This is a genomic window from Micromonospora sp. NPDC051141, assembly GCF_044455765.1.
In the GTDB taxonomy this organism is placed as follows: domain Bacteria; phylum Actinomycetota; class Actinomycetes; order Mycobacteriales; family Micromonosporaceae; genus Micromonospora.
In genome coordinates, this window is record NZ_JBITFD010000001.1 from 397,640 (window position 1) to 411,823 (window position 14,184).

At 76.8% G+C, this 14,184-nt stretch carries 1 protein-coding gene; it reads left to right on the top strand.

What is annotated here, in order from left to right:
- The first annotated feature begins 9 nt into the window (after positions 1 to 9).
- A complete protein-coding gene (locus ACIA6B_RS01430) occupies positions 10 to 14,157 on the top strand; it encodes a type I polyketide synthase (protein WP_396770205.1) in 14,148 nt (4,715 codons plus the stop codon).
- Positions 14,158 to 14,184: the final 27 nt, after the last annotated feature.

Genomic DNA, 14,184 nt, shown 5'->3' on the forward strand with positions numbered 1-14,184 from the left:
CGCGACGACATCGGTACGCCGAGTGAGGGTAGGACCACGGTGAACAGCGAGGACGAGAAGTACGTCGAGTACCTGAAGCGTACGACCTCGGAGCTGCGGCGCACCCGGCGGCGGCTGCGGGCGTTGGAGGCCCGCGACACCGAGCCGGTCGCGGTGGTGGCGATGACCTGCCGCTACCCGGGCGGCGTCGGCTCGCCCGAGCAGCTCTGGGAGCTGGTGCGCGACGGCCGCGACGGGATCGGCCCGTTCCCCGCCGACCGGGGCTGGGACCTCGACCGGCTGTTCCACAGCGACCCTGACCACCCGGGGACCAGCTACGTGCGGGAGGGCGGCTTCGTCTACGACGCCGGGGACTTTGACGCCGACCTGTTCGGCATCAGCCCCCGCGAGGCGGTCGCCATGGACCCGCAGCAGCGGCTGCTGCTGGAGGCGAGCTGGGAGGCGTTCGAACGCGCCGGGCTGCCGCTGCCGGCGGTGCGGGGCAGCCGCACCGGTGTGTTCGTCGGCGCCGCCGCGCACGGCTACGACGCGATCCTCGCCCAGGCCGGGCAGGACGCCGAGGGCCACTCGCTCACCGGCAACTCGACGAGCATCGTCTCCGGCCGGATCGCGTACACGCTCGGCCTGGAAGGGCCGGCGGTCACCATCGACACCGCCTGCTCCTCGTCGTCGGTGGCGATCCACCTGGCCGTGCAGGGCCTGCGCAACGGCGACTGCGAACTGGCGCTGGCCGGCGGCGTCACCGTGATGCCCACCCCGGCGGTGTTCGTCGGCTTCAGCCGCCAGCGCGGCCTGGCCGCCGACGGCCGGTGCAAGCCGTTCGCCGCCGCCGCCGACGGCACCGGCTGGTCCGAGGGCGTCGGCATGCTGCTGCTGGCCCGGCTCTCCGACGCGCAGAAGCACGGCTACCCGGTGCTCGCGGTGATCCGGGGCAGCGCGGTCAACCAGGACGGCGCGTCCAACGGGCTCAGCGCCCCGCACGGCCCGTCCCAGGTGCGCGTGATCCGGCAGGCGCTGGCCAACGCCCGGCTCACCCCCGAGCAGATCGACGTGGTGGAGGCGCACGGCACCGGCACCACGCTCGGTGACCCGATCGAGGCGCAGGCGCTACTCGCCACGTACGGGCAGGACCGGGACACGCCGCTGCTGCTCGGCTCCGTGAAGTCGAACCTGGGCCACACCCAGGCCGCCGCCGGGGTGGCCGGTGTGATCAAGATGGTGCTGGCGGTCCGGCACGGCGTCGTCCCGCCCACACTGCACGTCGATGCGCCCTCGCCGCACATCGACTGGGCCGCCGGCGCGGTCACGCTCGCCACCGAGGCGACGCCGTGGCCGGCCACCGACCGGCCGCGCCGCGCTGCGGTGTCCTCGTTCGGCGTGTCCGGCACCAACGCGCACACCATCATCGAGCAGGCGCCCGAGCCGGAACCGGCCGAGGACGAGCCGGCCCCGGCCCCGACCGCCCGGCCGGTGGTGCCGGTGCTGCTCTCCGCCCGCTCCGCCGACGCGCTCGCCGCCCAGGCCGGTCGCTGGGCCGCCTGGCTCACCGCCGCGCCGGAGACGCGCCCGCTCGACGTCGCGTACGCCTCGGTGGTGTCCCGGTCCGTGCTCGACCACCGGGCCGTGGTCGCCGCCGCCGGCCCGGACGACCTGCTCGCCGCGTTGCGCGCGCTCGCCGCCGGCGAGCCGGCCGGCACCGTGCACACCGGCGCCGGCACGCCCCGAGGCCAGCTCGCGGTGCTCTTCTCCGGGCAGGGCGCGCAACGCGCCGGCATGGGTCGCGAGCTGTACGCGCAGTTCCCGGTCTTCGCCGCCGCGCTCGACGAGGTGTGCGCCTTTCTGGACCGGGCGCTGCCCCGGCCGCTGAAGGAGGTGCTGTTCGACGACGGTGACCTGCTGGACCAGACCCAGTTCACCCAGGCCGGCCTGTTCGCGGTCGAGGTGGCGCTGTTCCGCCTCGTCGAGTCGTTCGGCCTGACCCCCGACCTGGTCGGCGGCCACTCGATCGGCGAGGTCACCGCCGCGCACGTGGCCGGCGTGCTGACGCTGGAGCACGCCGCCGCGCTGGTCGCCGCGCGGGGCCGGCTCATGCAGGCGCTGCCGGCCGGCGGCGCGATGCTCGCCGTGGCCGCGCCCGAGGCCGACGTCCGCGCCACGCTGACCGACCCGGACGAGCCGGTCGACGTCGCCGCCGTCAACGGCCCGGCCGCCGTGGTGCTCTCCGGCACGGCGGACGCCGTGGACCGGCTGGAGCGGCTCTGGCGGGGCCGGGGCGTCCGCACCCGCCGGCTGACCGTCAGCCACGCGTTCCACAGCCCGCTGATGGAGCCGGTGCTGGCGCGCTTCCGGGCGGTGCTGGAGCGGCTGACGTTCGCCGCGCCGACGCTGCCGGTGGTGTCCAACGTGACCGGCGAGCTGGCCGACCCGGACGAGATCCGCACCGCCGACTACTGGGTGCGGCACGTCCGGGAGGCGGTCCGCCACGCCGACGGCGTGCACGCGCTGCGCGCCGCCGGCGCCGACACGTTCCTGGAACTCGGCCCCCGCGCCGTGCTCACCCCGCTGACCGCCGACATCCTGCCCGGCGAGCCGGTCCGTGCCGTCGCCGCGCAACGCGGCGACCGCCCCGAGGTCGAGGCGCTGCTGGCGGCGCTGGCCGAGCTGCACGTGCACGGCCACCCGGTCACCTGGACCGACTGGTTCGCCGGCACCGGCGCGAACCGGGTCGACCTGCCCACGTACGCGTTCCAGCGCGAGCGCTACTGGGCCGGCGGCGACGGCGTGGCCCGCCCGGCGGTCGGCCTGGACGGCGGTGTCGACGCGGACGGCGGCTTCTGGGCCGCCGTGGAACGCGGCGACCTGCCGGCCGTGGCGTCCGAACTGGCCGTGCAGGACGACCCGGAGGCGGTGGCCGCGCTCGGCCCGGCCGTGCCGGTGCTGTCGTCGTGGCGGCGGGCCCGGCAACGCGACGCGGTGCTCGACGGCTGGTCGTACCGGGTCGAGTGGGAGTCGGTGCGTCCCGCGCCCGCCCCGACGCTGACCGGCCGCTGGCTGGTCGTCGCCGTCGACGATCCGGCGCCCTGGGCGGCCCCGCTCGCGGTGGCCGGCGCCGACGTCGACGTGCTCGCCGTGCCCGCCGACACCGACCGTGGTGACCTCGCCGACCTGCTGCGCGGCCACGACGAGGCGGGCTGGCGGGGCGTGCTCTGCGTGCTGCCCGCCCCGGACGCGCCGCGACCCGACGCGCCCGCCGTGCCGGCCGGGACCGCGCTGCTGCTCACGCTGGTGCAGGCGCTGGCCGACACCGGCCGGGCCGGCCGGCTCTGGTGCCTGACCCGGGGCGCGGTCTCGGTGGGCGGCGGCGAACCGCTCGCCGACCCGTACGCGGCGGCGGCCTGGGGCCTCGGCCGGACGGTCGCGCTGGAACAACCCGACCGCTGGGGCGGCCTCGTCGACCTGCCCGCCGACGCCACGCCCGAGCGGGTCGACGCCGACGCGCTGCGCGCGGTGCTCGCCGACGGCGGCCACGACGAGGTGGCCGTCCGGCCGCACGGCACGTTCGGCCGTCGGCTCGTTCCCGCCGCCGTCCCCGCCGGCCCCGGCTGGCGGCCGACCGGCACGGTGCTGGTCACCGGCGGCACCGGCGCGCTCGGCCGGCAGGTCACCCGGTGGCTGCTCGCCGCCGGCGCGGCCGAGGTGGTGCTCGCGTCCCGGCGCGGCCCCGACGCGCCCGGCGCCGCCGACCTGGCCGCCGAGCTGCCCGGCGCCCGGGTGATGCGCTGCGACGTCACCGACAGCGCCGCCGTCACCGCGCTGGTCGCCGACCTGCCCGCGCTGACCGCCGTGGTGCACACCGCCGGCGTCGTCGACGACGGCATCCTCGACGGCCTCGACCTGCCTCGCCTGGCGGCCGTGCTGGACGGCAAGGTCCGCGCCGCCCGGGTGCTGCACGACGCCACCGCCGACCGCCGGCTCGACGCGTTCGTGTTGTTCTCCTCGCTGGCCGGCGTGATCGGCAGCGCCGGGCAGGGCAACTACGCGGCGGCCAACGCCTACTTGGACGCGTTCGCCGCCTGGCGCCGCGACCGGGGGCTGCCGGCCACCGCGATCGCCTGGGGCGCCTGGTCCGCCGACGGCATGGCCGCCGCCAGCGCCGAGCTGACCGCCCGGCTGACCCGCGGGGGCGTCAACCCGCTGCCGGCCGACCCGGCCGCCGCCGCGCTGGGCCGGATCGTCGGCGCCGCCGCGCCGGCCGTCACCGTCGCCGACGTCGACTGGGGACGTCTCGCCGCCGTACGCGGCCGGCCCGCGCCGCTGCTCGCCGGCCTGCCCGGCGTGCCCACCGGACCCGCCGTGGTCGCCCCGGCGGTGGTGGTCGGCCGGTCCCTGCCGCAGCTCACCGAGCTGGTCCGCACCCAGGCCGCGCTGGTGCTCGGCCACCCGGCCGGCCGGCCGCTGCCCGACCGCACGTTCCGCGACCTGGGCTTCGACTCGCTCACCGCGGTCGAGCTGCGCAACCGGCTCGCCGCCGAGACCGGCATGACGCTGCCCGCCACGCTGGTCTTCGACCACCCCACGGTCGCCGAACTCGCCGCGCACCTGCACGGCCAGGCCGACGACCACACCGGCGGCGCGGTCGTCGCCGCCGACGTCGACAGGCACCGCGAACCCGTCGCCATCGTGGCGATGAGCTGCCGTTTCCCGGGCGGCGTGGCCAGCCCCGAGCAGCTCTGGGACCTGCTCGCCGGCGGCACCGACGCGCTGTCGCCGATGCCCGAGGAACGCGGCTGGAACGTCGCCGAGCTGTACCACCCCGACCCCGAGCACCTCGGCACCAGCTACGTGCGGGAGGGCGGCTTCGTCGACTCCGCCGGCGAGTTCGACCCGGCGTTCTTCGGCATCAGCCCCCGTGAGGCGCTGGCCATGGACCCGCAGCAGCGGCTGCTGCTGGAGGCGAGCTGGGAGGCGTTCGAACGGGCCCGGCTCGACCCGGCCGCGCTGCGGGGCAGCCGCACCGGCGTCTACGTCGGCACCAACGGGCAGGACTACGGCTCGCTGCTGCTGGCCTCCGGGGACGGCGACGAGAACTACCTCGCCACCGGCGTCTCCGCCAGCGTCATCTCCGGCCGGCTCGCGTACACCTTCGGGTTGCACGGCCCGGCCGTCACGGTCGACACCGCCTGCTCGGCGTCGCTCGTCGCGCTGCACCTCGCCGCGCAGGCGTTGCAGGCGGGGGAGTGCGACCTCGCGCTCGCCGGCGGCGCCACGGTGATGGCCACGCCCGGCATCTTCGTCGGTTTCTCCCGGCAGCGCGGCCTGGCCGCCGACGGCCGCTGCAAGCCGTTCGCCGGCGCCGCCGACGGCACCGGCTGGGGTGAGGGCGTCGGCCTGCTGGTGCTCCAGCGGCTCTCCGACGCCCGCCGCGACGGCAACCCGGTCCTGGCCGTGGTGCGGGGCAGCGCGGTCAACTCCGACGGCGCGTCCAACGGGCTCACCGCCCCCAACGGGCCGGCCCAGCAGCGGGTCATCCGACAGGCCCTGGCGAACGCCGGGCTCGCCCCCGACCAGGTCGACGCCGTCGAGGCGCACGGCACCGGCACCACGCTCGGCGACCCGATCGAGGCGCAGGCGCTGATCGCCACGTACGGGCAGGCCCGCGACGCCGACCGGCCGCTCTGGCTCGGCTCGGTCAAGTCGAACCTGGGCCACACCCAGGCCGCCGCCGGTGTGGCCGGCGTGATCAAGATGGTGCTGGCGCTGCGCCACGGCGTGCTGCCGCCCACCCTGCACGTGGACGAGCCCACCCCGCACGTCGACTGGTCCGCCGGCACGGTCGCGCTGCTCACCGAGGCCCGCCCCTGGCCGGCCGGCGACCGGCCCCGCCGCGCCGGCGTCTCCTCGTTCGGCATCAGCGGCACCAACGTGCACACCATCCTGGAGCAGGCGCCGCCGGAGGAGACCGCGCCGGACGACGACGCCGGGCCGGCCGGGGAGCTGCCCTGGGCGCTGTCCGGGCGGACCGCCGCCGCGCTCGCCGCCCGCGCCCGCGACCTGCGGGCGCACCTCGACGCCGTACCGAACGCCGCGCTGCCCGACCTGGCCTGGTCGCTGGCCACCACCCGCAGCGCCCACGAGCACCGCGCGGTGGTGCTCGCCGCCGGCCGCGACGACCTGACCGCCGCGCTGGGCGCGCTCGCCGACGGCCGTCCCGCGCCGGACACCGTCACCCGCGCCCCCGGTACGCCGGGCGACGTGGTCTTCGTCTTCCCCGGCCAGGGTTCGCAGTGGACCGGCATGGCCGCCGAGCTGCTCGACACCGCCCCGGTGTTCGCCGAGACGTTCGCCGCCTGCGCGGCGGCGCTGCGCCCGCACGTCGACTGGTCGCTGACCGACGTGGTGCGCGGCGTGCCCGGCACGCCGTCGCTGGAGCGGGTGGACGTGGTGCAGCCGACGCTGTTCGCGGTCGGCGTGTCCCTCGCCGCGTTGTGGCGCTCCTACGGCGTCCACCCGTCGGCCGTGGTCGGCCACTCCCAGGGCGAGATCGCCGCCGCGTACGTCGCCGGTGGACTCAGCCTGGACGCCGCCGCCGCCGTGGTGGCGCTGCGCAGCCGGATCATCGCCGGCATCGCCGGCGACGGCGGCATGGTCTCGGTCGCCACCACCGCCGACGAGGTCACCGAGGCCATCGCGCGCTGGGACGGCCGGGTCTCGCTCGCCGCGATCAACGGCCCGACCGCCGTGGTGGTCTCCGGCGACTCCGCCGCGCTCGACGAGCTGGTCGCCCACTACCAGGGGCGGGACGTGCGGGTGCGCCGGGTGCCGGTGGACTACGCGTCGCACTCCGCGCACGTCGAACCGCTGCGCGAGCGGCTGCGGGAACTGCTCGCCGGCCTGCGCCCGCGTACCGGGGAGATCCGGTTCCGGTCCACCGTGACCGGCGAGTGGACCGACACCGCCGGCCTGGACGCCGACTACTGGTACCGCAACCTGCGGCAGACGGTCGGCTTCGACGCCGCCGTCCGCGACCTCGCCGCCACCGGCCACCAGACGTTCGTGGAGGTCAGCGCGCACCCGGTGCTCACCATGGCGATGCAGGAGAGCGTCGAGTCGGCCGCCGCCGACCCGGCCGCGGTCACCGTGACCGGCACGCTGCGCCGCGACGAGGGCGGCCTGGCCCGTTTCCACCGCGCGGTCGCCGAGGTGTACGCCGGTGGCGCCGCCGTCGACTGGCGGCCCGCGTTCGCCAGCCGCCCCACCCGCCGGCTCGACCTGCCCACGTACCCGTTCCAGCGGCAGCTCTACTGGCCGCGCCCGGCCGCCGCCGCGACCACCGGCACCACGGCCGGCACGGTCGAGGTGGACGAGGTCGACGCCCGGTTCTGGGCGGCCGTCGAGGCCGAGGACCCGGCCGCGGTCGGCGCCGAGCTGGCCGACGTCGCCGAGGTGTCCGAGGACGCCCTCACCGCGCTGCTGCCCGCGCTCGCCGCCTGGCGTCGCCGCCACCGCGACCAGGCCACCATCGACTCGTGGCGCTACCGCGACGGTTGGCTTCCGGTCGCCCCCGACGGCTCCGCCGCGCCGACCCTCACCGGTGCCTGGTGGCTGGTCACCGCCGCCGGGGCCGACGCGGACGCCCCCGCCGACACCGCGGTCGGCTTCGTGGCGGACGCGTTGCGTCGGCACGGCGCCACCGTCGCCGAGCTCACGCTGACCGGCGCGCCCGACCGGGACGCGCTCACCGACCGGCTGCGCGAGCTGCACCGGGACACGCCGCCCGCCGGCGTGGTGTCGCTCCTGCCGCTCGACGAGACGCCGCTGCCCGGCCACCCGCACGTGCCGGCCGGGTTCGCCGGCACCGTCACGCTCACCCATGCGCTCGGCGACGCCGGCGTCCGCGCGCCGCTGTGGACGCTCACCCGGGGCGCGGTCGCCACCGGCCCCGGCGACCCGCTGACCCACCCGACGCAGCAGCTCGCCTGGGGCTTCGGCCGGATCGCCGCGCTGGAACACCCGGACCGCTGGGGCGGCCTGATCGACCTGCCCGACACCCCGGACGACCGCGCCGCCGTCCGGCTCGCCCGCGTCCTCGCCGGCGCCGACGGGGAGGACCAGGTCGCGCTGCGCCCCACCGGCGCGTACGGGCGGCGGCTGCGGCGCGCCCCGCTCGGCGACACCCCCGCCCCGCGCGACTGGCGACCCACCGGCACCGCGCTGGTCACCGGCGGCACCGGCGCGCTCGGCGGCCACGTGGCCCGCTGGCTCGCCGCCAACGGCGTCGACCACCTGGTGCTGCTGAGCCGGCGCGGCCGGTCCGGCGACGGCGTCGCCGAGCTGGAGGCCGAGCTGACCGCGTCGGGCGCCCGGGTCACGGTGGCGGCCTGCGACGCCGCCGACCGGGACGCGCTCGCCGCCGTACTGGCCGACGTGCCCGCCGAACATCCCCTCCGCGTCGTCGTGCACACCGCCGCCGTGCTCGACGACGCGGTGATCGGCGCGCTCACCCTCGACCAACTCGACCACGCGCTCGCCGCCAAGGTCACCGCCGCGGTCAACCTGCACGAGCTGACCCGCGACCTCGACCTCGACGCGTTCGTGCTGTTCTCCGCGATGGCCGGCACCGTGGGCAGCTCCGGCGTCGGCAACTACGCCCCCGGCAACGCCTACCTCAACGCGCTCGCCGAACACCGCCGCGACCTCGGCCTGCCGGCCACCTCGATCGCCTGGGGCGCCTGGGGCGGCGGCGGCATGGCCGACGGCGAGTTCGGCCGGATGCTGCACCGGCACGGCGCGCCCGAGATGTCGCCCCGGCTCGCGATCGCCGCGCTGCACCAGGCGCTCGCCCACGACGAGACGTTCCTGACCATCTCCAACATCGCCTGGGACCGGTTCCGGGTCGCGCTCACCGCCACCCGCCCGGCCCCGCTGATCGCCGAGATCCCCGAGGTGCGGCGGCTCGCCGCCGAACGGGAACCGGAGGAGACCACCGAGGTCGAGCCGGTCGGCGCGTTCGCCCGGATGGCGTCCGCGCAGCGCCGGCAGGCGCTGCTCGACCTGGTCCGCGACCAGGCGGCCACCGTCCTGAAGTACGACGGCGGCCAGGCCGTCGACCCGCACCACGCGTTCCGGGACCTCGGCTTCGACTCGGTCACCGCGGTCGAGCTGCGCAACCGGCTCGGCACCGCCACCGGGCTGCGGCTGCCGGTCACGCTGGTCTTCGACTACCCGACCGCCACCGTGCTGGCCCGTCACCTCGACGAGGAACTGGGCGGCGGCGCCGAGGCCGAGACGGTCGCCGGCCCCGGGCCGCTGGCCGACGACGAGCCGATCGCGGTGGTCGCCATGTCCTGCCGCTTCCCGGGTGGGGTGACCGACCCGGAGCGGTTCTGGCAGTTGCTGCACGCCGGCCGGGACGCGGTGTCGGACCTGCCCGGCGACCGGGGCTGGGACGTCGACCGGCTCTACGACCCCGACCCCTACTCCGCCGGCACCTCCTACGTCCGCACCGGCGCGTTCCTCTACGACGTGGCCGACTTCGACGCCGGGTTCTTCGGCATCTCACCGCGTGAGGCCGTGGCCATGGACCCGCAGCAGCGCCTGCTGTTGGAGACGTCGTGGGAGGCCATCGAGCGGGCAGGGGTTGACCCGGGTGGTTTGCGGGGTTCACGAACAGGGGTGTTCGTCGGCACGAACGGACAGGACTATGGGGCCCTGTTGATGGTGTCCGCGGACGAGGTCGAAGGGTTCGCGAGCACCGGGAACGCGGCGAGCGTGGTCTCGGGGCGGGTGGCGTACGTGTTGGGGTTGGAAGGACCTGCGGTCTCGGTGGACACGGCGTGTTCGTCGTCGCTGGTCGCGCTGCACCTGGCGGCGGCCGCGCTGCAACGCGGCGAGTGCGACCTGGCGCTCGCCGGTGGCGTGACCGTCATGTCGACCCCGGGGCTGTTCGTCGAGTTCTCCCGCCAGCGCGGCCTCGCCGCCGACGGGCGGTGCAAGGCGTTCGCCGCCGCCGCCGACGGCACCGGATGGGGGGAGGGCGTGGGGATGCTCCTGGTCGAACGGCTCTCCGACGCCCGCCGCAACGGGCATCCGGTGCTCGCCGTGCTGCGGGGCAGCGCGGTCAACCAGGACGGCGCGTCCAACGGGCTGACCGCCCCGAACGGCCCGTCGCAGCAGCGGGTGATCCGGGCGGCGCTGGCCGCCGCGCGGCTGTCCCCGGCCGACGTGGACGTGGTGGAGGCGCACGGCACCGGCACCACGCTGGGTGACCCGATCGAGGCGCAGGCGCTCATCGCCACGTACGGGCAGGGCCGCGCCGACGTCGAACCGCTGCTGCTCGGCTCCGTGAAGTCGAACATCGGCCACACCCAGGCCGCGGCCGGCGTCGCCGGCGTGATCAAGATGATCCTGGCCATGCGGGCCGGGGTGGTCCCGATGACGTTGCACGTGGACGCGCCCTCGCCGCACATCGACTGGTCGGCCGGCGCGGTGGAGCTGGTCACCGAGAACCGGCAGTGGCCGGGCAACGGGTCCGGCCGCCGGGCGGCGGTGTCGTCGTTCGGCATCTCCGGCACCAACGCGCACGTCATCCTCGAACTGCCCGACGAGGCGTCCCCCGAGGCGGACGCCGCCCGGCCCGGCCTGCTCGACGCCGCCGTCACCGCCTGGCCGGTGTCGGCGCGGACCCGCGACGGGCTCGCCCGGCAGGCCCAGCGGCTGTCCCGGCACCTGCGCGCCGACCCGGCCGACCCCGCCGTGGTGGCCTGGTCGCTGGCCACCACCCGGTCGGCGTTCGACCACCGGGCCGTGGTGCTCGGCTCCTCGGCCGAGGAGTTGCTGTCCGGCCTGGACGCGCTCGCGTCCGGCGCGCCCGCCGGCAACCTGGTGGCCGGCGCGGTCGCCGGGCACGGAGCTGGTCCGGTGTTCGTGTTCCCGGGTCAGGGTGCGCAGTCGGCGCGGATGGCTGCCGGCCTGGTCGGTCGGTGTGCGCCGTTCGACGCGGCGTTGGCCGAGTGCCGGGTGGCGCTTTCTCCGTATCTCGATGTCGATCTGGTGTCGGTGTTGACCGGTGATGACGAGTCGTGGTTGGACCGGGTCGAGGTGGTGCAGCCGGTGTTGTGGGCCGTGGGTGTCGCCCTGGCCGCGGTGTGGCGGCACGTGGGGGTCGTGCCGCAGGCCGTGGTCGGCCACTCTCAGGGGGAGATCGGTGCCGCCTGCGTGGCCGGGATCCTGTCGCTTGACGACGCGGCGAAGACGGTGGCGTTGCGGTCGCGGGCGTTGTCGGTGCTGCGCGGTACCGGGACGATGGCGTCGGTGGACCTGTCCGCCGACGACGTCACCGCACGGCTGGCGGGTGCGGCCCCGGGCGACGGCGTCGCGCCGGACGGCGGTCCGTTCCCCGGCGTGGGGATCGCGGCGGTCAACGGTCCGGCGACCGTGGTGGTGTCCGGTCCGCCGCGGGCGGTCGCGGATCTGGTCGAGTCGTGTCAGGCCGACGGTGTCCGGGCCCGGCTGATCCCGGTCGACTACGCGTCGCACTCCGCCGCCGTTCAGGACGTCGCCCAGCGGCTCCGTACCGACCTGGCCGGCGTGACGCCGCAGGCGGGTCACACGCGTCTGGTGTCGACACTCACCGGGGACTGGGTGGATCCGGCGACGATGACGGCGGACTACTGGTACGACAACCTGCGGCAGACCGTGCGCTTCGACACCGCGGTGCGCACGGCGATCGAGGCCGGTCACACGACGTTCGTGGAGATCAGTCCGCATCCGGTGCTGACCATGCCGGTCACCGCGATCCTGGACGACCTCGGCACCACCGGGCACACGCTGTCCACGCTGCGGCGGGGCGAGGACGACCCGACCCGCCTGCTGACCAACCTGGCCACCGCGCACAGCATCGGCCTGCCCGTCGACCTGACCACGGTCCTCGCCGGCACCGGCACCGTCGCGCTGCCCACCTACGCGTTCGACCGGGCCCGCTACTGGCCCCGGGCCAGCCTCGACGCGCCCGCCACCGGGGAGAGCCCGACCGGCGTCGACGCCGCCTTCTGGGCCGCCGTCGACAACGAGGACCTCGCGGCGCTCGCCGACCTCACCGCCGCCGACGCCGCCGAATCCCTCGACCGGCTCGGCGCGGCCCTGCCGCTGCTCGCCGACTGGCGCCGCCGGCAACGCGACCGGTCCACACTCGACGACCTGCGCTACCGCGCCGTCTGGCAGCCGTACGGCGGAGTTCCGGTCGGCTACCTCACCGGCGTCTGGTGGGTCGTCGCCGACGAGGCCGGCACCACCGAGGCGGAGACGGCGGTGGCCGAACTGACCCGGCGCGGCGCGGACGCCCGGCTGGTGCTGCTGCCCGCCGACGACACCGACCGCGCCGCCGTCGCCGCCCGGCTCACCGCCGCCGGCCCCGACCCGGCCGACCGGGTGCTCTCCCTGCTCGCGCTCGCCGACGGCCCGGTCGACGCCACCGAGCCGGTGCCGCCGTTCCTGGCGCGCTCGCTGGCGCTGATCCAGGCGCTCGGGGACCTCGACGTGGCCGCGCCGCTGTGGTGCGTCACCCGGGGCGCCGCCGGCACCACCCGCGACGGCGGCGCCGGCCGGCCCGAACAGGCCCTGCTCTGGGGTCTCGGCCGGGTCGTCGCGCTGGAACACCCGGAACGCTGGGGCGGCCTGGTCGACGTGCCGGCCACGCTCGACGACCACGGCTGGGACCTGCTCTGCGCCGCGCTCACCGGCCCCGACGGGGAGGACCAGCTCGCCGTCGACGGCGTCACGCTGCTGGTCCGCCGGCTCGTCCGGGCGCCCGGCGGCGGCGTCGACGCCGCACCCGACCACGCCGGCACCACGCTTGTCACCGGCGGCACCGGCGCGCTCGGCGGGCAGGTGGCCCGCTGGCTCGCCGACCGGGGCGCGACGCACCTGATGCTGGTCAGCCGACGCGGCGCCGACGCGCCCGGCGTCGCCGACCTGGTCCGGGACCTCACCGACCGGGGCGCCCGGGTCACCGTCGCCGCCTGTGACGTGGCCGACCGGGCCGCGCTCGCCAAACTCCTCGACGAGGTGCCCGCCGACGCGCCGCTGACCGGCGTCGTGCACACCGCCGGCGTTCTCGACGACGGGGTCCTCGACGGCCTCACCGCCGACCGGATCGCCGACGTGCTGCGACCCAAGGTGCTCGGCGCGCTGCACCTGCACGAGCTGACCGCCGAGAAGGACCTGCGCGCCTTCGTGCTCTTCTCCGCGCTGCCCGGCCAGCTCGGTGCCGCCGGGCAGGGCAGCTACGCCGCCGCGAACGCCTACCTGGACGCGTTGGCCGAGCAGCGGCACCGGCGGGGCCTACCGGCCACCTCCGTCGCCTGGGGCCCCTGGGCCACCGGCGGCATGGCCGACGCCGACCCCGCCGTGGCCGAACGCCGGCGGCGCAGCGGCGTCGCCCGGCTCGACAGCGAGCTCGCGCTCGCCGCGCTCGCCGGCTGCCTGGCCCGCCGCGAACCGGTCACCGTGGTCGCCGGCGTCGACTGGGCCCGGTACGTGCCCGGCTTCACCGCGGTGCGGCCCAGCCCGCTGCTCACCGGCATCCCGGAGGCGCTCCGCGCCACCGCCGAGCGCGCCGACGACGCCGGCCCCTCCGCCGAGTCGCTCGCCGCCCTGCTCGCCGGGCAGAGCGAGGCGGAACGCCGCAAGACGCTGCTCGACCTCGTCCGGAGCCAGGCGGCGGCGGTGCTCGGGCACGCCTCGGACACCGCCGTCGAACCCGACCGGGCGTTCCGGGACCTCGGCTTCGACTCGCTGACCGCGGTGGAGCTGCGCAACCGGCTCACCGCCGCCACCGGCGTCCGGCTGCCCGCCACGGTGGTGTTCGACTACCCGACCGCCGCGCTGCTCGCCGACTACGTCCGCGCCGCCGTCGTGGACGGGGGAGTGGCCGCCGCCGCGCCGGTCTTCGGCGAACTGGAGCGGCTGGAGGCGGCGCTGTCCGGCGCCGCCCCCGACCGGGGCGCGCGGCTGCGGATCACCGAACGGCTCCGGACGCTGCTGGCCTCACTCAACGAGGTGGACGCCCCGGCGGACGGCGACGGCGTCGCCGGCAAGCTCCAGGACGCCACCCCGGACGAGGTCTTCGACTTCATCGACCGCGAGCTGGGGGTGTCCTGACGTGACCACCGCCGGCTCGGGGCAACA